Source organism: Embleya sp. NPDC059237 (assembly GCF_042754105.1).
GTDB lineage: Bacteria > Actinomycetota > Actinomycetes > Streptomycetales > Streptomycetaceae > Embleya.
Genome location: NZ_JBHZAE010000025.1, coordinates 103688 through 123820 on the forward strand (window position 1 = coordinate 103688; position 20133 = coordinate 123820).

Genomic DNA, 20133 nt, shown 5'->3' on the forward strand with positions numbered 1-20133 from the left:
CGGGTCGAGTCCCGGGCGCGACGTCGAGACGGGGCGGCATACGAAACGACAACGCCGGTGGCGGTGACCTCCGAGGGAATCGGAGGTCACCGCCACCGGCGTTTTGTCGTCGTGCCCCGTGCCCCGTGCCCCGTGCCCCGGGTCGGGCGGGCGGCCGGGGCCGCCCGCCGCTCAGCCGAGGTCGGCCGGCTTCGGCGTGCCACCCGGGCCATCGCCCCGGCGGCGCCGCGGCAGGCGGGGCCGGAACCGCTCGGCGAACGCGTACCGACGCTCGGCCCGGCTCGGCCCGCCCCGGCGGCGCAACGACGGCGGGAGCAGGCTCGCCCGCAACCGGCGACCGCGTCCGGCCCGGGCCAGCAGACCCCGGCGGACCGCCCGCACGTCCTCGCCGAGGCCCGGCTCGCGGACCGGCGGGGTGGCCGCGTACAACAGCCGTTCGGTGGCGAGCGCGATCCGCGGCAGCGCCTCGCGGGCGGCGAGCACGGCCGATCCCGCCGCGAGCCGCCCGGTGTCGTCGGCGTCCCCGGCACCCTCGGCGGCGGGGGCGTCGACCGCCAGCACGGCGAGCAGCCGTTCGGCGGCTTGGCGCGGGGTCTCCGCGTCCGGTGCCGGGTGGCCCAGGTCGCGGGCGGTGTCCAGCACCTCGGCCCACCCGCCGAGCACCGGCCCGGCGCGGTCGTCGGCATCGACGTCGGCCGCCACGTCCCGGGTGAGCGCCGCGAACCGGCGTCGGCGAACCCGGGTGCGGACCAGCATCGGCGCCACCACGAGCAGCACCGCCAGCAGCACGGCGCCGCCGATCAACAGCACCCGACCGGACAACCGCGGCCCGTCCGAGGAGGCGCCGACGGCGGCCGGCGCGCTGGTCGTGGCGGTCGACGGCCCGGCGCTCGGCACCGTCTGCGGCTGCTTGGTGGGCAGGTCGCCCGCACTGCCCGGGGTGGCCGACGGCGCGACCGGTGCCACGTCCTGCTGGGCGTAGGACGGCGAGTTGCCCCGGGAGGGGGTCGGCTCGAACCGGATCCAGCCCGCGCCGGAGAAGTACAACTCCGGCCACGCGTGCGCGTCGTGGCTGCTGACCTTGTAGCTCATGTCGGCCTGCTGCGTGCCGGGGATGAAACCGACCGCGATCCGCGCCGGGATGCCCAGGGTGCGGGCCATCACCGCCATCGCGGAGGAGAACTGTTCGCAGTAGCCGACCTTTTGCTCCAGGAAGTTCTCCAGCGCCGAGGCGCCGTTGCCGGGCGGGACCTTGGTGTCGTAGCGGAACTGGTTGGAGCGGGCGAACCACTCCTCCAGGTTGCGGGCCCGGTCGTAGGAGGTGCCGTTGCCGCCGATCCGCTGCGCCTGCTGGCGGATCCGGTTCACCATGTCGGGCGGCAGGTTCAGCGCCACGTAGGGCGCGAGCGCGGGCGGCGGCGGGCCGGCGGCCTTGAGCTGGGCGGGGGTCGGCTCGACGTCGAGGCTGGTCACCGTCCAGCCGAGGCCGCGCAGGCCCTGCTTGTTGTCGGCCAGCAGCAGGCGACCCTCGGGCTCGTAGCGCCAACTGCCCTTCACCTGGACCTGCGTCGCCGGGTAGGGCATCGGCAGCGAACCCTGGTCGTAGTCCCGGTCGGACTCGACCCGGGTGACCACCTCGGTGGTGCGCACCCCCTGGTCCAGGCCCGGCGGCTTGGGGAAGTCCTTCGGAACGTCGGTCAGTTGCCGCTCCGACGGCTGCCAGGAGCGGCCGTCGAACCGGTCGAGGGAGGAGATCCGCAGATAGATCGAGCCGGGCGAGGCGGAGCTGGTGCGATAGCGCATCAACTCCCGGTTCTCCGCCCGGTTCAACTCGTCGGAGAGCTTGACCACGGGGTTGATCGTGGTCAGCCGATGCGACTGCGGCCCGTTGTCGTTCTTGTCCAGGAGCCGGTTGGCGCTCAGCGGGATCAGCGCGGGCACCGCGACGGCCACCGCGAGCGCGGCCACGCCGATCCGGCCGCCGCCGCGGGCGGGTGGGCGGTACTGGCGCATCGGTGGATAGCCGGGCGGTATCGGCGGCGCCAGCGGCCTGCCCCAGCGCAGCAGCCGTTCGCGGCCCTCCGCGAGCAGCAGCAGGACGTAGGCCAGCGCCGCGATCAGGAAGACCGCCCAGCCGAGGCCGGACTGGGACAGCGCGGCGGGCACGCTGTAGAGCGCGAGCAGCGGCAGGCCCGCCGGCGCGGCCTGCGCGTAGGTCACCGCGATCATGTCCACGATCACGGCCACGCCGCCCATCACCGTGAGCAGGATCGCGACGATCCCGGGCGTGGCGGGCGCGGGCGTGCTGAACTCGCGAATGTCCTGTCCGCCGGTGCGCATCAACTCCACGAACGCGTCGACGCTGCCGGGGGTCGGGATCGGGCCGCTGGCGTCGGGGACGCAGACCAGGAGCAGGTAGGGCACCAGGGCGGCGAGCTGGGTCAATCCCACGATCGGGCGCGGCACCCGGATCCGCCGGGCCCCCTCGCCGACCAGGGCGACCAGCAGGATCGCGCCCAGTCCCTGGGCGATCCAACGGCCCGCGTCGACCAGCGGGAGCAGTGCGGACGAGGTCAGTGCGGTCGCGAGAGCCGCGACCAGGGCCAGACGCAGTCGGCCGGTCATGGCCGTTCCCCTCCGTCGACGGTGGAGCCCCCGATCGTGGGCGCCGCGCGAGGGCGCGGCGGCGGGCCCGAGGCGGCGGGCGTGGATACGGGCGCGGGGGCCGCGGGGGCGGCGGCGCGCGCGGTGCCGGCGTAGGACATCGAGCCGGCGGCGGCCGGGTCGCCCACCCGACCGGCCGAGCGCCACAGTTCGGACAGCCGGGAGCCGGCCCGGGCGGAGAGCACGCGCCAGCCGGCCTGGCGGAGCAGGCCCACCGCGCTGTCGTGCGGCAGCGCGCCGGGCACCCGGCCCCACGTGCTCACGTCCAGGACGATCGCGACCCCGCGCCCGGAGCGGTGCCGGGCCCGGCCGAGCCGCTTGACGTCGTCCTCGGTCAGCGCGCCGAGCACGGCGACGGTCAGCCCGCCGCCCGCCGGGTCGCGCAGCGCGGGCTCGGCCTGGTCCAGGGCGTTCACCGGCACCGTCTCCACCACCGCGAGCGCGTCGAGCAGGAAACCCTCCAGGTCGCCGGGCGCGGCCCGGATGCCCTCCAGGTCCCCGGCGAGCGCGTCGCCCTCGGCGTCGAGCAGGCGGGTGGTATAGCCGCGCCGGCACAGGTGTACGCCCACCGACGCGGCGGCCGAGACCACCCATTCGAAGGACGAGGCCGGTCCGTCGCCGACGTGCGCGCCGGCGCGGGTGTCGATCAGTACGGTGGCCCGGTTCTGCCAGGCCTGTTCCTCGCGGCGCACCATCAGTTCGCCGCGGCGGGCGGTGGAGCGCCAGTGCACCCGGCGCACGTCGTCGCCGTGCCGGTACTCGCGCGGGACCACGTCCTCCTCGCCGGACGCGGACACGTTGCGGGCGTGGCTGTCGCCGTAGCCGGTCCACTCGCCGCCCAGGTCCACTGCGGGCAGTGGCTGCACGGCCGGAGTGACCACGAGGGTGTCCCGGGCGGCGAAGGAACGAGTCAGCTCGCACATCCCGAACGGGTCGGCCATCCGCAGGCGCAGCGGCCCCACCGGGAAACGCCCGCGCAGATCCGAGCGCACCCGGTAGGACACGTGCCGGTTGCCGTGCGGCTCGATGCGGTCCAGCACGAAGCGGGGCCGCGAGCCGAGTACATAGGGCACGTGGTCCTCGAGCATCAGCAGACCGGTGGGGATGCGCGAGACGTTGTCCACGCGCAGCCGCACCTGGGATTCGTGGCCCGCCGCCACCCGGGGCGGCTCCAGCCCCCGGGCGCTGGTGACCAGGTGCCGGGTGCGGGCGACGATCAGGACCGCCACCAGCGGCAGCGCGGTGAGCAGGAAGCCGACCCGCAGCAGGTCGCGTTGGCCCAGGACCACCGCGCAGATGCTCGCGGCGATCCCCGCCGCGAGGAAGGAGCGCCCCCGGGTGGTCAGGCCCGACAGTGCGGTACGCACGTCAGCGCGCCGCCCCGGAGCCCGTGCCGCCGAGGCGACCGTCGGACGGCACCGGCGCGTAGCCCTCGTGCGCGGTCGGCGCCTGCGTCGGGTACGGCCGGCCGCCGTTGTGGTGCGGGACGCCGCCCGGGTAGGGCTGGTGGGCGGGCGGCACCGGCGGGGCGGGCACGATCTGCGGCGCGCCGACCGCCCGGCCCTGGGCCGGTTGCGGAGCCTGGCCGGTGGGGGCGCCGGGGACCGGGACCTGGCGCACGATGTCGGCGACGATCTGCTCCGGGGTACGCCGGGCCATCTGCGCGTCGGCGGTGGGCAGCAGGCGGTGGGCCAGCACCGAGACGGCCAGGGTCTGCAGGTCGTCCGGCAGGACGTAGTCGCGGTTGTCCAGGGCCGCCGCCGCCCGTGACGCGCGGACCAGGTGCAGGGTGGCGCGCGGCGAGGCGCCAAGGCGCAGTTCGGGCGAGCGGCGGGTGGCGTTGACCAGGTCGACCGCGTAGCGCGCGACGGCCGGGGACACGTGCACCCGGCGGACGGCGTCGGCGAGGCGGACCAGGTCGCGCGCGTCGGCGACCGGGGTCAGGTCGGTCAGCGGGGAGCCGGCGCTGTGGCCGCCGATCATCCGCAACTCGGCGTCGATCGCCGGGTATCCCATCGAGACGCGGGCCATGAACCGGTCCCGCTGCGCCTCGGGCAGAGGATACGTTCCCTCCATCTCCACCGGGTTCTGCGTCGCGATCACCATGAACGGCGCGCTCAACTCGTAGGTGGTGCCGTCGACGGTGACCTGACGCTCGGCCATGCACTCCAGGAGCGCGGATTGCGTCTTCGGCGAGGCCCGGTTGATCTCGTCGCCCACCACGATGTTGGCGAAGATGGCGCCCGGCTTGAACTCGAACTCGCGCTTCTCCTGGTCGAAGACGCTGACGCCGGTGATGTCCGAGGGCAGCAGGTCCGGGGTGAACTGGACCCGACGCATGTCGCAATCGACGGATCGCGCGAGGGCCTTCGCCAGCATCGTCTTGCCGACCCCCGGAACGTCCTCGACGAGCAGGTGGCCCTCGGCCAGCAGCACCGTCAAGGCGAGGCGGACGACCTCGGGCTTGCCCTCGATCACGGTCTCCATGGCCCCGCGGATCCGATCGGTGGTGACCGTCAGATCCCCCAGACCGGCCTGATCGTTGAACGTCGACACCCGTGCCCCTCCCTGGAACCGCGTTGTGCACGCCCTGGGTCAGGGCCACAGGCCGATTCTCCCGGTAGCGTGCGCTGCCGTCACCCCGTTGGACGGCCCGGACAACGCGCATTGCGACTCCGGACGGTAGCCGACGCGGCATGGAGGGCGATCCGGTCGGCGCAAAAGGCTTCGGCCGAGACGGGTCGATCCCCTCGATGGTGCCGCGCCGATCCGGAATTCGGGTCGGCGGGAGAGGCGACGGAGCCTATGACTGCGCGGAGGCGCCTTCCGGTTGCACGTCGGAGAGCGGGAAAACCTCGCGCAGCAGGCCGGTGGTGACGTCGTAGACGAAACCGCGCACGGTCTCCCGGTGCAGGAGGAACGGGGAGCGGAGCACCCGGTTCATCGACTGGCGCACGTCGCCGTCGAGATCGACGAACGCCTCGACCGCCCACTGCGGGCGCAGGCCCGTGTCGGCCTCGAGTTCGCGGCGGAAGTCCTCGGTGACGGTGAGCATGCCGCACTGGGTGTGGTGTATCAGTACCACCTGCGTGGTGCCCAGGTGCCGCTGACTGATCGTCAGCGAACGCACCACGTCATCGGTGACCACGCCGCCCGCGTTGCGGATCACGTGCGTGTCGCCCAGTTCCAGACCGAGCATCGCGTGCACGTCCAGGCGGGCGTCCATGCACGTGACGACCGCCGTGTGGCGGACCGGCATGGCGGACATACCGGGGTTCCGGTACTGCTCCGCGTAGAGGCGGTTGGCTGCGACAAGACGATCGACCATGGTCAGGACGTTAGCGATTGCCAGGCGGATCCGCTTCGTGGGGGGAGTCACACTGCCCACATGCAGATGATTCGTCGCAATTCTGACCTATGAGTGCTAATCCCCGAATGGGAGATTCGTACCGGGAGCCCAAGGGTGCAAAGGCCGAAACCTGCGCCCGATGCGGGGGAGTGGCGTGCGGGGGGCGCGCAATCGGGTGGTTCTTCTGCCTCACCCCTTCTGAGCTGGGCTTTTGTCATCAGTGGGAACAGAGTGACGCGCCCGAAAAGGGTTGACCGTGGGGTTTGGTGGAGTAGAGTGGCGGGAAATGGAGCCCACAAGCTCCTGACGGCGGCCGGAGGTGCTCGGTGTTTCTGGGCACATACGAGCCCCGGTTGGACGACAAGGGCCGGCTGATCCTGCCGGCGCGATTCCGGGACGAGCTGGCGGAGGGCCTTGTGATCACAAAGGGGCAGGAACGCTGCCTCTATGTGTGGCCCATCGCGGAGTTCACCCGGATCGCCGAGCAATTGGGTCGAGCCCCGGTGACCTCGAAGGCGGCACGCGACTACATGCGCGTGCTCTACGCCGGGGCCTCCGACGCGGTGCCGGACAAGCAGGGGCGAGTGCTGGTGCCGCAACCCCTGCGCGACTACGCGGGCCTGGACCGGGACAGTCGGGACTGCGTCGTCATCGGGACCAACACCCGGGTCGAGCTGTGGGCGGCCCGGACCTGGCACGACTACCTCGCGGAGCAGGAGCGGTCCTTCGCCGTGTTGTCCGAGGAGGTGCTGCCCGGTCTGATCTGAGCCGATCCGAGCGCGGCGACGCCCATCGCGTCTTCTCGGTTCCCGAGTCGCATCCTCACGAACGTGGTCTCGCCCGGCGCACCTGCGGCGAGGTCTCCACCCGCTCCGAGCTTTCTGGCACTCCTTCCCCGGTGCCAGAGGTCACTTCCCCAGACGAGCGGGCGGGGACCTGGCGGCACGGTTCGCGGCATGTTCCGCGAGAAGGTTGCACCTCGGCCTCCGGGCCCTGCCCGGCGGATCACGGCGGGTCCGCGCCGCCCGGCATCCGCCCTACGGGCTCCTCGCTGCGCTCACCTCGCCGCACCGGAGAAACAGCCGAATGGAACCACTATGCGGCTGCTCCTCCGGCACGCCGATGCACGGCACCGGACGACGCGGCCTGCTCCGCCAAGATCCGCCGGGCAGGGCCTAGACTGCGGGTTTCCGCACGACGAAGGGCCCGGAGTGAACGCGACGATGGTGGAGGGGCCGTGACGGCACCCGCCCACATTCCGGTCCTGCTGGAGCGGTGTGTCGACCTGCTGGCCCCCGCGTTGCGCGCACCCGGAGCGATCGTGGTGGACGCGACACTGGGCATGGGCGGACACAGCGAGGCCCTGCTCACCGCCTTCCCCGAGGTACGGCTGATCGGCCTCGACCGCGACCCCGAGGCGCTGGAGCGCTCGGCGGCCCGGCTCGCGGGGTTCGGCGAGCGGGCGACGCTGGTGCACGCGGTCTACGACGAACTGCCCGAGGTGCTGGATCGGCTCGGGATCGAGCGGATCAACGGCATCCTGTTCGACCTCGGCGTGTCCTCGCTGCAACTGGACCGGGCCGATCGCGGCTTCGCCTACGCGCAGGACGCGCCGCTCGACATGCGGATGGACCCGACCGTGGGCATCACCGCGGCCGACATCCTGAACGGCTACACCGCCGCGGAGTTGGCCCGGATCCTGCGCGACTTCGGCGAGGAGCGGTTCGCCCGCCGGGTGGCCGACGCGATCGTGCGCGAGCGGGAGAAGGAACCGTTCACCACGAGCGCGCGGCTGGTCGACGTGGTGCGCACCGCGATCCCGGCCGCGACGCGGCGTACCGGCGGCAATCCCGCCAAGCGCACCTTCCAGGCCCTGCGGATCGAGGTCAACGGGGAACTCGCGGTGCTGGAGCGGGCGTTGCCCGCCGCCGTGCGGGCGCTCGCGCTGCACGGGCGGATCGTGGTGATGTCCTACCACTCGCTGGAGGACCGGATGACCAAGCGCGTGTTCGCGGCCGGCGCACAGAGCAAGGCGCCGCCGGACCTGCCGGTGGTGCCGGAGGAGTTGCAGCCGCGGTTCAAACTGCTCACGCGCGGTTCGGAGCAGGCGAGCGAGCGGGAGAACGAGGCGAACCCGCGCGCGGCATCGGTGCGGTTGCGGGCCGCGGAGCGGGTGCGGGAAGACCGGTGAATCGACGCGGCGGACGGGGGAGCCGATGAGCGGCGCGGCGAAGACGATGACCCGGATCCGCCTGGCCGCGCGCCGGGCGAAGGGGACCACGCGCACGCCGTTCGTGGTGCTCGTGGTCGGTCTGCTCGGCGGCGGGCTGTTGTCCCTGTTGCTGCTGAACACCGCGCTCAACCAGGGCTCGTTCGAGGTGGGCCGGTTGCAAAAGCGCCAGGACCAGCTCACCGACGACCGCGAGGCGTTGCAGCGCGAGCTGGACGCCAGGGCCGCGCCCGGCGAACTCGCCCGACGGGCCCAGGAGCTGGGGCTGGTTCCGGGGGGCAGTCCGGTCTTCATCGACCCCGCGACCGGGCGAGTGCTCGGGGTGCCCAAGCCCGCAACGTCCAAGCCGCCGTTGGTACCGGAGGCCCCCGCGACACCGGCCGGTGCCACCGCCGCCCCGCCCGCCGGTGGGGGACCGGGCGTGCCGGTGGCCCAGGCCGGGGCCGATCCGGCCGGGGCTTCGGCGCCGGTGACTCCGGCGGCGCCGGCGGCGACCGCCGTCGAGACGCCGGCGACCACTGCCGCGCCTGTCGCCGAGACCCCGGCGGCCCCGGCGACGCCCGCCGCGCCGGAAGCGGCTCGTTGACGCGAGGCTCCGCCGATCGTGTCGCCCGCCCGGGTGCGCGGTCCACGGGCGGGTCCGGGCCGTGGGGCGCCGCACCGCGAGAGGGCGGCGCGATTCGACGTGTCGGGTCGGGGTGGCGGGCGGGTCGATGTGGTCGGGTGGAGGAGGGTGGGGTTTCGCCCGGCGCCGCGCGTTCGTCCGCTCGTTGTACGGGTGTGCCGCCGGGTGCGGTGCGCTGTCGCGTTCGCCCCGCTGTCGCGTTCGACTTGTTGTCACATTCGGCTTGCTGCCGCATTCGGCTTGAAGGGACCCCGCGTTGACCGACGGACGCCGTGACCCCCGTGATCCGCGTGATCCCGACGAGCCGCGTTCCGCCGGAAGGGGCCGCCGGGACGCCGGCGCCGACCCGGCCGGGTCCTCGGCGCGCCGACCCCGGCCGGCGGCCGACCGCACGGGTGCGCCGGACGCGCGCCGCCCGCGCCCGCGCGGTCAGGGCGACCCGACCGCGCCGCGTGGTGCGGGCACGCGCGACGGGGAGCGGGCGGAACCCGGCGCCCGGGCCGGCCGACCCGGGCGACCGCGCCGACCGGGCGACGAGTCCGATCCGCCCGCACGGCGCACCGGGCGACCCGCGAGCCCCGACGCGCCCCGCTCGGGCCGCCTGCGCGCCGGTGACGCCGGCTCCGGCGAGCGCGCGCCGCGCCCGGCCGGCGCGTCCCCCCGGGACGGCTCGGGCCGGTCGCGTGCGGACGGCGGGTCCTCCGGGGTCGGTTCGGGCCGGTCGCGGGGTGATGGCGCCTCGCCCCGGGCGGGGTCCGGGCGGGCGCGGGACGCGGACGGGGCCGTGCGTCGAGGGGCGGAGCGTGCTCGGGCCGAGGACGGCGCTGCGCGGCGCGATTCGGGTCGGTCGCGGGGTGATGGCGTGTCTTCCCGGGTGGAGTCCGGGCGTTCGCGGCGCGAGGACGAGTCCGCGCGTCGGGGTTCGGGGCGCGGCGAGAACGCGGTCCCTCGGGCCCAGGGTGCCTCGCCGGGCAGGCCGCGCGTGGACGGTGCGTCCTCCCGGGCCGACGGGCGGGCGCGGGCCGGGTCCGGGGAGGATCGTGGCCGGCTTCGGGCGTCGCGGGCGCGGGAGCGTGGTGGGGCGGAGAGTGGGCCCCGGCCCGTGCGGCGGGCCGGGGATGCCGCCGCCACGCGGGACGAGCGTTCGGCCGCCCGACGCCCCCGGCCGGTGGACGGCTCGGGAGACCGGGCCGGGTCGGAGCGGTCGAGGCCGCCTCGCACCGCCTCCGGTGAGGGCGCCGGGCGGCGGGTCCGCGAGGCTGCCCGGGCCGAGCGGGCCGGGGCTTCGGGGCGGGCGCGGCCGAGTGCCGCCCGGCCGGCTCGTCCCCCCGCCCCGCGTCGGCCCGTACGGCCCGCCCGGATGGGCGACCCGCGCAAGCGGCTGCGGATCGGGCTGATCGCGCTCGGCGTGGTGCTGACCCTGTTCGCCGGCCGACTGCTTCAACTCCAAGCCCTGGACGCGCCCGCGTACGCCGCGCAGGCCGCCGCCAAGCGCACCCAGACCGTCACCGTGCCCGCCGAGCGCGGCTCGCTCACCGACGCCTCCGGGGTGAGCCTGGCCAAGTCGGTGGACGCCTACGACGTCACCGCCGACCCCACCCAGGTGCAGAAGTACGACCCGCACGCCACCGCGCTGGCGCTGGCCCCGCTCGTGGGCGGCGACCCGGTGGCCATCGAGGCCAAACTGCGCACCCCCAAGTCCCGCTACGTCGTGCTCGCCCCACAGGTGGACCCCGCCGTGTGGAACACCATCCGCCAGGCGCAAAAGGACCTCGGCAAGGTGCGCCGCGACGACCTGGTCGGCATCTACTCGACCAAGCACAGCAAGCGGATCTACCCGGCCGGCCCGGTCGGCGCGAACCTGGTCGGCTTCGTCAACGCCACCGGCCACGGCGGCGGCGGCCTGGAGATGACCCTCGACGGCCAACTCGCGGGCAAGGACGGCCGCACCACGCAGGAGATGGTCTACGGCCGCCGAGTGCCCACCTCCGACCTCACCGGCACTCGGGCCGTGGCCGGCTCCGACGTGCAACTGACCGTCTCGCGCGACCTCCAGTGGTACGCCGAGCAGTTGATCGGCGCGAAGGTCGCCGAGACCAAGTCGGAATCCGGCACCGTGGTGGTCCAGGACGTGCGCAGCGGCCAGATCCTGGCGATGGCCACCGCACCCGGCTACGACCCCAACCACATCGGCCCGAACGACGTGCACAACCTGGGCAACCGGGCGGTGGAGGAGGCGTACGAGCCGGGCAGCACCGGCAAGGTGATGACCATGGCCGCGGTGATCCAGGAGGGCCGGGCCACCCCGGGCACCCACGTGACCGTGCCCAACCGGCTCGCCCGCGCCGACCAACTGTTCAAGGACGAGCACGACCACCCGACCCAGCAGCTCACCCTGGCCGGCGTCCTGGCCAAGTCCAGCAACATCGGCACCATCCTGGCCTCGGAACAGCTGGGGCCGAGCCGCGCCGAGGCCAACGCCAAGCTGCACGAGTACCTGACCCGGTTCGGCGTCGGGCAACCGTCGGGCCTGAAGTTTCCGGGCGAGACGCCGGGCATCCTGGCCCAGCCGCAGAAGTGGAGCGGGTCACAGCAGTACACGATCCCGTTCGGCCAGGGCCTGTCGGTCAACTCGGTCCAGGCCACCTCGGTGTTCCAGACCATCGCCAACGGCGGCGTGCGGATCGAGCCGAGCCTGGTCAAGGGCAGCACCGACGCGGACGGGAAGTTCAAGCCCGCCGCCGCGCCCAAGTCCACCGTCGTGGTCAGCCCGGAGACCGCCCGCCAGGTGAGCGACATGCTGGAGACCGTGGTCGCCGACGACGGCGGCACCGGCAAGAACGGTCGCATTCCCGGCTACCGCGTTGCGGGCAAGACCGGCACCGCCAACCGGTTCGACCCCAAGACCGGCCACTACAACGGCTACACCACGTCCTTCATCGGCTTCGCCCCGGCGGACAACCCGCAGGTCGTGGTGTCGGTGACGCTCCAGGCGCCGGGCATCGACGGCGGTGGCGGCAGCCTGTGCGCGCCGGTGTTCCAGCAGGTGATGACGTTCGCCCTGCAGAGCCGTCGGATCGCCCCGAGCGGCACCGCGCCGCTCGATCTCCCGATCGAGTGGTGATCGATGCCGGCACCAGGCGAGGGGTCAAAGCGCGGTAGCCTGCCCGCCGTGCCCAACCGTGATCTGCGCCGCCCTGCCGAGGTGCGCCCTCAACCGCTGACCGGCCTGGCCGGGTTTCTCGCCGTCCCGCTCACCGGGGGCCCGAGCGATCCGGAGGCGACGCTGACCGGCGTCACCCACGACTCGCGGGCCGTGCGCCCGGGCGATCTGTACGCCGGGTTGCAGGGCGAGCACGTACACGGCGCCGCGTTCGCCGCGCAGGCCGCGAAGGCGGGCGCGGCCGCGCTGCTCACCGACCCGGCCGGCGCGGCCTTGGCGGCCGACAGCGGCCTGCCCACCCTCGTGGTGGCCGATCCGCGCGGCCGACTGGGTGAGATCGCGGCCTGGGTGTACGGGCGGCCCGCCGAGCACCTGACCATGTACGGCGTCACCGGCACCAACGGCAAGACCACCACCGCCTACCTGCTCGACGGCGGGCTGCGCGCGGGCGGCGGCGTCACCGGGATGATCGGCACCGTCGAGACCCGGATCGGCGAGGAGGTGGTCCCCAGCGTGCGCACCACGCCGGAGGCCACCGACGTACAGGCGCTGCTCGCGTCGATGCTGGAGAGCGGCGTCACCGACGCGGTGATGGAGGTCTCCAGCCACGCGCTCGCGCTCGGCCGGGTCGACGGCACCGTCTACGACGTCGCACTGTTCACCAACCTGTCCCAGGACCACCTCGACTTCCATCCGTCGATGGAGGACTACTTCCTGACCAAGGCCGACCTGTTCACGCCGCGCCGCTCGCGACTGGGCGTGATCGACGTGGACGACGCGTACGGCCGCCGGCTCGCGAAGCTGGCGAGCGTGCCGGTGCTGACCGTGTCCGCGACGGGCGACCCGGACGCCGACTGGCGGGCCGAGAACGTCGAACTCGGCCCCGACGGCAGCCGCTTCACCGTGGTCGGGCCCGACGGGCACAAGGCCGAGGCGCGGGTGTGCCTGGCCGGCCCGTTCAACGTGTCCAACGCGCTGCTCGCGATCGTCGCGCTGACCGCCGGCGGCGTCTCGCTCGACGACGCCGTCGAGGGCGTGGGCCGCACGCCGGGCGTGCCCGGGCGGATGGAACGGGTCGACGTCGGCCAACCGTTCGAGGCCGTGGTCGACTTCGCGCACACCCCGGACGCGGTCGAGACGCTGCTGCGCGCGCTGCGCCCGGTGACCTCCGGCACGCTGACCATCGTGCTCGGCGCGGGCGGGGACCGGGACCGGGCCAAGCGCCCGCTGATGGCCGCGGCCGCCGCCCGGTTCGCCGACGCGGTCGTGCTCACCAGCGACAACCCGCGCTCGGAGGACCCGAACACGATCCTGGACGAGATGCTCGCCGGGATCGGTGCGGCCGACGCCTCGCCTGGTGCCGTGCTGGTCGAGCCGGATCGGGTCGCGGCGATCGCGCTCGCGGTGGACCGGGCCGCGCCGGGCGACACCGTGGTGATCGCGGGCAAGGGGCACGAACAGGGCCAGGAGTTCGCGAACGGGATCAAACACCCCTTCGACGACCGCGTCGAGCTGCGCGCGGCGTTGGCCAGAACCATGCACGCCGGCCCCGCGTCCCCCAAGCAGTCCACCGATGCGAGGATCGTGGCTCCCGCACCATCAACGCACACCCCGACGTCCGAGACCCCGAACCCAGGCGTCCCGGCGACCGGCACCTCGCGTGCCGAGGAGACGAACCAGTGATTTCCACCACTCTTGCCGAGATCGCCACCGCTCTCGGAGGGCGGCCGGCGGGCGGCGCGGATCCGCACGCGCACATCACCGCCGGGATGGTCGTGGACTCCCGCAAGGCCGGCCCCGGCACGCTGTTCGTGGCCGTACGCGGCGAGCACGTGGACGGGCACGACTACGCGCGCGCCGCGATCGAGGCCGGCGCGGTCGCGGTCCTCGCCGACCGCGAGACCGGCACCCCGGCGATCCTCGTCGACGACGTGGTCCGCGCGCTCGGCCGACTCTCCCGGACGATCCTGGACCGGCGTCCCGAGACCACGGTGATCGCGCTGACCGGCTCCTCCGGCAAGACGAGCACCAAGGACCTGCTCGGCCAGGTGCTCGCCCGCCGGGGCCCGACGATCGCCCCGAGCGGCAACTTCAACACCGACATCGGCCTGCCGATGACCGTCCTGGGGGTGACCGAGGAAACCCGTTACCTGGTCGCCGAGATGGGCGCGCGCCACGTCGGCGACATCGCCTACCTGTGCACGATCGCCCCGCCCCGGATCGGCCTGGTGCTCAACGTCGGCTCCGCGCACATGGGCGAGTTCGGCGGGCGCGAGGGCATCGCCAAGGCGAAGGGCGAACTGGTCGAGGCGCTGCCCGCCGACGGCGTGGCCGTGCTCAATCGGGACGACCCGTACGTGCGCGCGATGGCCGCGCGCACCAAGGCCCGCGTGGTCACCTTCGGCGAGAGCGCCGAGGCGGACGTACGGGCCGAGAACGTGACACTCGACGAGCAGGGACGGGCCTCGTTCACGCTGCGCGTGCCGGAGGGCAGTGCGCCGGTGATCTTGCGCCTGTACGGTGAGCACCACGTGGCGAACGCACTCGCGTGTGCCGCGGTGGCACGCGAAGTGGGCATGACCGTCGAGGACATCGCGGCCGCCCTCGGCGCGGCCGGTACGATCTCCCGCTGGCGGATGGAAGTCACCCGCAGGGACGACGGGGTGACCGTCGTGAACGACGCGTACAACGCCAACCCCGAGTCGATGCGGGCCGCACTCAAGGCCCTGGTCGCGATGGCGGGTGGCAATCGTACGTTCGCCGTGCTGGGCGCCATGCGGGAGTTGGGCGAGGAGTCGCTGACCGAGCACGACGCGATCGGGCGACTCGCGGTACGCCTGAACATCCACCGACTGGTGGCCGTGGGCGGCAGGGAGGCCGCCTGGATCGACATGGGCGCGAAGAACGAGGGTTCGTGGGGTGAGGAGTCGGTGCTGGTGCCCGACGTAGAGGCGGCCGTCGAACTACTCCGGGGCGAACTGGCCCCGGGCGACGTCGTACTGGTGAAGGCGTCCCGAGGGGTCGCCCTGGAACGGCTCGCGGACGCGCTGTTGGCGGACGCCGCCGGGGACGACGTGAGCAACGCGGAGGTGCACGGGTGAGGGCCATCCTCATCGCCGGCGGCATCGCCCTGGTGTTGTCGCTGATCGGTACGCCGCTCGCGATCCGGATCCTGGTCAAGCGCGGCTACGGCCAGCTGATCCGGGACGACGGTCCGGCCGGACACCACAGCAAGCGCGGTACGCCCACCATGGGCGGCGCGGTGATCATCCTGGCCGCGCTCATCGGCTACGGCGCCGCCAAGGCGATCACCCTGGAGACGCCGAGCGCGTCCGCGCTCCTGGTGCTGTATCTGATGGCGGGCCTGGGCCTGGTCGGCTTCGTCGACGACTTCATCAAGATCGTCAAGCAACGCAGCCTGGGTCTGCGGGCCAAGGCCAAACTGGCCGGACAGTCGTTCGTGGGCATCTCGTTCGCACTGCTCGCGATCCAGTTCAAGGACGCGCGCGGGTTCACCCCCGCGTCCACCCACCTGTCCTTCGTGCAGGACACCGCGCTCGACCTGACGCCGGTGTTCTTCGTGATCTGGGCCTACATCCTGATCGCCGGCCACTCCAACGGCGTGAACCTCACCGACGGTCTGGACGGTCTGGCGACCGGCGCCTCGGTGATCGTCTTCGGCGCGTACACCTTCATCGGCGTCTGGCAGTACGGCCAGTCGTGCCTGAACGCGCCCGGCGTGGGCTGCTACGACGTGCGCGATCCGCTCGACCTGGCGATCGTGTCCGCGGCGATGATGGGCTCGTGTTTCGGCTTCCTGTGGTGGAACACCTCGCCGGCCAAGATCTTCATGGGCGACACCGGTTCGCTCGCCCTGGGCGGCGCGCTCGCCGGGCTGGCCATCCTGACCCGCACCGAGTTGTTGTCCGCGCTCATCGGCGGCCTGTTCCTGATCATCTCGCTGTCGGTGATCATCCAGGTGGGCTACTTCAAGATGACCGGCAAACGGGTGTTCAAAATGGCGCCGCTCCAGCACCATTTCGAACTCAAGGGGTGGACCGAAGTACTCATCGTGGTTCGGTTCTGGATCATCGCCGGCCTGTGCGCCATTCTCGGGATCGGCATCTTCTACGCGGGCTGGGTTACGGGAACGTAAGAGACGTGAGTACGAAAGACCTGAGCACCTTCACCCATCACGGTGCGCCGTGGGCCGAGCTGTCGTTCTGCGTCGCGGGCACCGGGGTCACCGGCGCGTCCGCGGCGCGGGCGCTGCACGGCCTCGGCGCCCGGGTCGTGGCGATCGACGGCAGCGCCGACGACAACGCGCGGCGCCGCGCCGAGGAGTTGGGCGCGCTCGGCGTCGACGTGCGGCTGGGCGACGACGAGACGCTGCCCGAGAACACCGACGTGCTGATCACCTCGCCCGGACTGCCGCCCACCAAGCCGCTGTTCGCCGCCGCGCGCGCGGCCGGCGTACCGGTGTGGGGCGACGTGGAGTTGGCGTGGCGGTTGCGGCCGCGCGTGGACCCCGCGCCGTGGCTGGCGATCACCGGCACCAATGGCAAGACCACGACCGTGCGGATGCTCGCCTCGATCCTGGAGGCGTCCGGCAAGCGGGTTGCCGCCGCGGGCAACGTCGGCACACCCGTGGTGGACGCGGTGCTCGCCCGCGACGCCGACGGCGAACCGGCGTACGACGTGCTCGCCCTCGAACTGTCCAGCTTCCAACTGCACTGGCTGCCGACCTGGGAGGAAAGTCCCAAGGACGACGCCGGCGCGCCGCGGATGCTGGCCGCGGCGGTGCTCAACATCGCGCCGGACCACCTGGACTGGCACGGCTCGCCGGAGGCGTACGCGGCGGACAAGGGCCGGATCTACGGCGGTTGCCAGATCGCCTGCGTGTACAACCTGGCCGACCCGCAGACCGAACAGCTCGTGCACGAGGCCGAGGTCGAGGAGGGCTGCCGCGCGGTGGGCTTCGGGCTCGGGCCGCCGGGGCTGTCGAACTTCGGGGTGGTCGACGATCTGCTGGCCGATCGCGCGTTCGTGGCCGACCGGCACAGCACCGCGGCGGAGCTGGCCACCGTGGGCGACGTGAACCCGCCTGCGCCGCACAACGTGGCCAACGCGCTGGCCGCCGCCGCGCTGGCCCGCGCCTACGGCGTGCCGCCCGTGGCGGTGCGCGACGGGCTGCGCGCGTTCCGGCCCGACGCGCACCGCATCGCGCATGTGGCCACCGTGGCCGGCGTCGACTACGTGGACGACTCCAAGGCCACCAACGGACACGCCGCGGCGGCCTCGCTGGCCGCCTACCGGGACATCGTGTGGATCGCCGGCGGCCTGGCCAAGGGCGCGTCCTTCGACGACCTGGTCTCCGGCGCGAAGAGCCGGCTGCGCGCGGTGGTGCTGATGGGCGCCGACCGCGCGGTGATCCGGGACGCGCTCGCGCGACACGCCCCCGATGTCCCCGTGGTGGAGGTTGCCGCGACCGACACTGGGGCCATGGAACTGGTCGTGGGCGAGGCGGCGGCGCTGGCGCGTCCGGGTGACACCGTGCTGCTCGCGCCCGCGTGCGCCTCGATGGACATGTACGCCAACTACGGCAAGCGCGGCGACGCGTTCGCCGACGCGGTCCGCGGGCTCGGGCCGGCGGCGGGCTGACCGGGCGCGATGGCCGCCGGTCCGCAGACCCGCGAGGCACACCCCGCGCCCGCCGACGAGCGGCGGCCGCGGGGCGACTCGCGGCTGCCCGCGCCGCGTCCGGCCGCCGGGGCGCGCCGGGCCGGACCGGTGCGTCGGGAGTTGCGTCGGGCCATGGACAGCCCGCTGACCGCCTATTACCTGCTGCTCGGCTCCGGCCTGCTGCTCACCGTGCTCGGCCTGGTGATGGTGCTGTCCGCGTCGCAGATCACCTCGCGCACGATCTACGGTTCCTTCGACGAGATCTTCACCAAGCAGTTGATCGCGGTCGCGATGGGCTTCCCGCTGATGTGGATCGCGTCACGTCTGCCGCTGCGCTGGTACCGCCGGTTGGCCTATCCGTTCCTGCTCGGCTGCGTGGGCGCGCTGTGTCTGGTCCTGGTGCCCGGTCTGGGCATAGAGGTCAACGGCAACCGCAACTGGATCGGCTTCGGCTCGTTCCAGATCCAGCCCTCGGAGTTCGCCAAGCTGGGCCTGGTGTTGTGGGGGGCCGACGTGCTCACCCGCAAGCGCCGGTTGCTGGGCCAGTGGCGGCACATGTTCGTCCCGCTGCTGCCCGGCGCGCTGATCATCCTGTTTTTGGTGCTGCTCGGCGGCGACATGGGCACCGCGATGATCATCACCGTGCTGGTCCTGGCGCTGTTGTGGATCGCGGGTGCCCCGGGCCGGTTGTTCGCCATGGCGATCGCCGTGGTGAGCGTGCTGGCCACCGTGCTGATCGTGCTCAAGCCGCACCGGGCCGCCCGGTTCGCGGGTTTCCTCGACCCGTTCTCCGACCCCGACGGCAGTACGTTGCAGGCCGCCCAGGGCATCTATTCGCTGGCCACCGGCGGTTGGTTCGGCAGCGGAATCGGGACCAGCTATGGCAAATGGGGCACTTTGCCCGAGGCGCACACAGACTTCATCTTCGCTGTCATCGGCGAGGAATTGGGTCTGGTGGGGACGCTGTCCGTACTCACCCTCTTCGCGGCCCTAGGCTATGCAGGTATCCGCGTCGCGAGTCGGACGAAAGACCAGTTCGTACGGCTCGCCGCGGGTGGCGCGACCGCGTGGATCATGGCCCAGGTCATGATCAACGTCGGGGCGGTGCTCGGCCTGCTGCCGATCGCCGGAGTGCCGTTGCCATTGGTGTCCTACGGAGGTTCCGCCCTGCTTCCGACCATGTTCGCCGTGGGCATGCTGTTGTCCTTCGCCCGAGGTGAGCCAAAGGCCGAGGCGGCGCTCGCCGCACGCGGGCCCGGGGCGGTTCGTCGAGCGTTCGCGCGGATCCTGCCGCGCAGGGATGGGTGAATCAGGTGCATGTCGTCCTTGCCGGCGGAGGAACCGCCGGGCACATCGAGCCCGCTCTGGCCTTGGCGGACGCGCTGCGCCGCCAGAACCCGAACGTGGGTATCACGGCGCTCGGCACGGCCAAGGGCCTGGAGACCAAGCTCGTTCCCGCTCGCGGCTACGAACTGGCGTTGATCCCGGCCGTGCCGTTGCCGCGCAAGCCCACGCCCGAACTGATGACCGTGCCCGGCCGGCTGCGCGGCACGATCCGCGAGGCCGCGGCCGTGTTGGAGCGCACCCAGGCGTCCTGCCTGGTCGGCTTCGGCGGCTACGTCGCGCTGCCGGGCTATCTGGCGGCCAAACGCCAGGGTGTGCCGACCGTGGTGCACGAGGCCAACGCCCGTCCGGGCCTGGCCAACAAGATCGGTGCCCGCTACACCCGATTCGTCGCGGTGAGCACGCCGGACAGCAAGCTGCGCGGGGCCCGCTACATCGGCATCCCGCTGCGGCGCGCGATCGCCACCCTGGACCGCAACGCGCTGCGCGACGAGGCCCGGGCGATGTTCGGCCTGGACCCGATGCGGCCCACGCTGCTCGTGTTCGGCGGCTCGCAGGGCGCCCGGCGGCTGAACGAGACGCTGGCCGCGACCGCTCGGCAACTGCTCGCCGAGGGGGTCCAGGTGCTGCACGCGGCCGGCCCCAACAACGAGCTGAAGATCGACTCGCCGCCCGGTGGACCGGCCTACGTCGTGGTGCCCTACCTCGACCGGATGGACTTGGCCTACGCGGCGGCCGACATGGTGCTGTGCCGGGCCGGCGCGATGACCTGCGCCGAGTTGGCCGCGGTCGGGCTGCCCGCGGCCTACGTACCGCTGCCCATCGGCAACGGCGAGCAGCGGCTGAACGCCCAGCCGGTGGTCAAGGCGGGCGGCGGTCTGCTGGTGGACGACGCCGACCTGACCCCCGACTGGATCCGCTCCTCGGTGCTGCCGGTGCTCACCGACGCGCGTCGCCTGCACGACATGGGCAAGGCCGCGGCCGAGTTCGGTCGGCGCGACGCCGACGAGGAACTGGTCCGGATGGTCCACGAGGCGATCGCCGCCGCGCGGTTGCCCCAGTAGCCGCCGGCCCGA

14 protein-coding genes are annotated in these 20133 nt (G+C 73.1%); 10 read left to right on the forward strand and 4 right to left on the reverse strand.

Annotation, left to right across the window (positions count from 1 at the left end; genetic code table 11):
• Window positions 1-171: 171 nt before the first annotated feature.
• The 4 genes from ACFXKZ_RS47050 to ACFXKZ_RS47065 all read right to left on the reverse strand — a co-directional run bounded on the left by ACFXKZ_RS47050 (window position 172) and on the right by ACFXKZ_RS47065 (window position 5992).
• On the reverse strand, window positions 172-2625 hold the full coding sequence (locus ACFXKZ_RS47050) for a transglutaminaseTgpA domain-containing protein (protein ID WP_380012710.1): 2454 nt from the start codon (window positions 2623-2625) through the stop codon (window positions 172-174).
• Complete coding sequence (locus tag ACFXKZ_RS47055) at window positions 2622-4031, reverse strand: DUF58 domain-containing protein (RefSeq protein ID WP_380012713.1); 1410 nt, start codon at window positions 4029-4031, stop codon at window positions 2622-2624. The genes ACFXKZ_RS47050 and ACFXKZ_RS47055 overlap by 4 nt, the downstream gene beginning before the upstream one ends.
• Window position 4032: 1 nt before the next feature.
• On the reverse strand, window positions 4033-5220 hold the full coding sequence (locus ACFXKZ_RS47060; protein ID WP_380012716.1) for an AAA family ATPase: 1188 nt from the start codon (window positions 5218-5220) through the stop codon (window positions 4033-4035).
• A gap of 247 nt (window positions 5221-5467) precedes the next feature.
• Window positions 5468-5992 carry a beta-class carbonic anhydrase gene (locus ACFXKZ_RS47065; protein ID WP_380012719.1) on the reverse strand — a complete coding sequence of 175 codons (525 nt, stop codon included), beginning with the start codon at window positions 5990-5992 and terminating at the stop codon, window positions 5468-5470.
• A gap of 347 nt (window positions 5993-6339) precedes the next feature.
• Here ACFXKZ_RS47065 and mraZ point away from each other — a divergent pair, with 347 nt between their 5' ends.
• The 10 genes from mraZ (at window position 6340) to murG (ending at window position 20121) form a co-directional block, all read left to right on the forward strand.
• Window positions 6340-6780, forward strand: coding sequence for a division/cell wall cluster transcriptional repressor MraZ (gene mraZ, locus ACFXKZ_RS47070; RefSeq protein ID WP_380012722.1), 441 nt, complete (start codon window positions 6340-6342; stop codon window positions 6778-6780).
• 470 nt (window positions 6781-7250) lie between these two features.
• Entirely contained in the window at window positions 7251-8204 is a 954-nt protein-coding gene (rsmH, locus tag ACFXKZ_RS47075) for a 16S rRNA (cytosine(1402)-N(4))-methyltransferase RsmH (RefSeq protein WP_380012725.1), read from the forward strand.
• A 25-nt stretch (window positions 8205-8229) separates the two neighbouring features.
• Window positions 8230-8829 (forward strand): hypothetical protein, encoded by a 600-nt coding sequence (locus ACFXKZ_RS47080; protein WP_380012728.1) that lies wholly within the window; start codon window positions 8230-8232, stop codon window positions 8827-8829.
• 1399 nt (window positions 8830-10228) lie between these two features.
• Entirely contained in the window at window positions 10229-11992 is a 1764-nt protein-coding gene (locus ACFXKZ_RS47085) for a peptidoglycan D,D-transpeptidase FtsI family protein (protein WP_380012731.1), read from the forward strand.
• A 48-nt stretch (window positions 11993-12040) separates the two neighbouring features.
• The gene (locus ACFXKZ_RS47090; RefSeq protein WP_380012734.1) at window positions 12041-13714 is read left to right on the forward strand and encodes a UDP-N-acetylmuramoyl-L-alanyl-D-glutamate--2,6-diaminopimelate ligase; all 1674 of its coding nucleotides are present in this window, start codon (window positions 12041-12043) and stop codon (window positions 13712-13714) included.
• Window positions 13711-15132: a UDP-N-acetylmuramoyl-tripeptide--D-alanyl-D-alanine ligase gene (gene murF / locus ACFXKZ_RS47095; protein ID WP_380012737.1), complete on the forward strand. Its 1422-nt coding sequence runs from the start codon at window positions 13711-13713 to the stop codon at window positions 15130-15132. Before ACFXKZ_RS47090 ends, murF begins: the two co-directional genes overlap by 4 nt.
• Window positions 15129-16187: a phospho-N-acetylmuramoyl-pentapeptide-transferase gene (mraY, locus tag ACFXKZ_RS47100; protein WP_078977595.1), complete on the forward strand. Its 1059-nt coding sequence runs from the start codon at window positions 15129-15131 to the stop codon at window positions 16185-16187. The genes murF and mraY overlap by 4 nt, the downstream gene beginning before the upstream one ends.
• A gap of 20 nt (window positions 16188-16207) precedes the next feature.
• Window positions 16208-17692: a UDP-N-acetylmuramoyl-L-alanine--D-glutamate ligase gene (murD, locus tag ACFXKZ_RS47105; protein WP_380012827.1), complete on the forward strand. Its 1485-nt coding sequence runs from the start codon at window positions 16208-16210 to the stop codon at window positions 17690-17692.
• Between the two features lie 9 nt (window positions 17693-17701).
• Window positions 17702-19021: a putative lipid II flippase FtsW gene (ftsW, locus tag ACFXKZ_RS47110; RefSeq protein WP_380012741.1), complete on the forward strand. Its 1320-nt coding sequence runs from the start codon at window positions 17702-17704 to the stop codon at window positions 19019-19021.
• Between the two features lie 5 nt (window positions 19022-19026).
• Window positions 19027-20121 carry an undecaprenyldiphospho-muramoylpentapeptide beta-N-acetylglucosaminyltransferase gene (gene murG, locus ACFXKZ_RS47115; protein ID WP_078979537.1) on the forward strand — a complete coding sequence of 365 codons (1095 nt, stop codon included), beginning with the start codon at window positions 19027-19029 and terminating at the stop codon, window positions 20119-20121.
• Window positions 20122-20133: the final 12 nt, after the last annotated feature.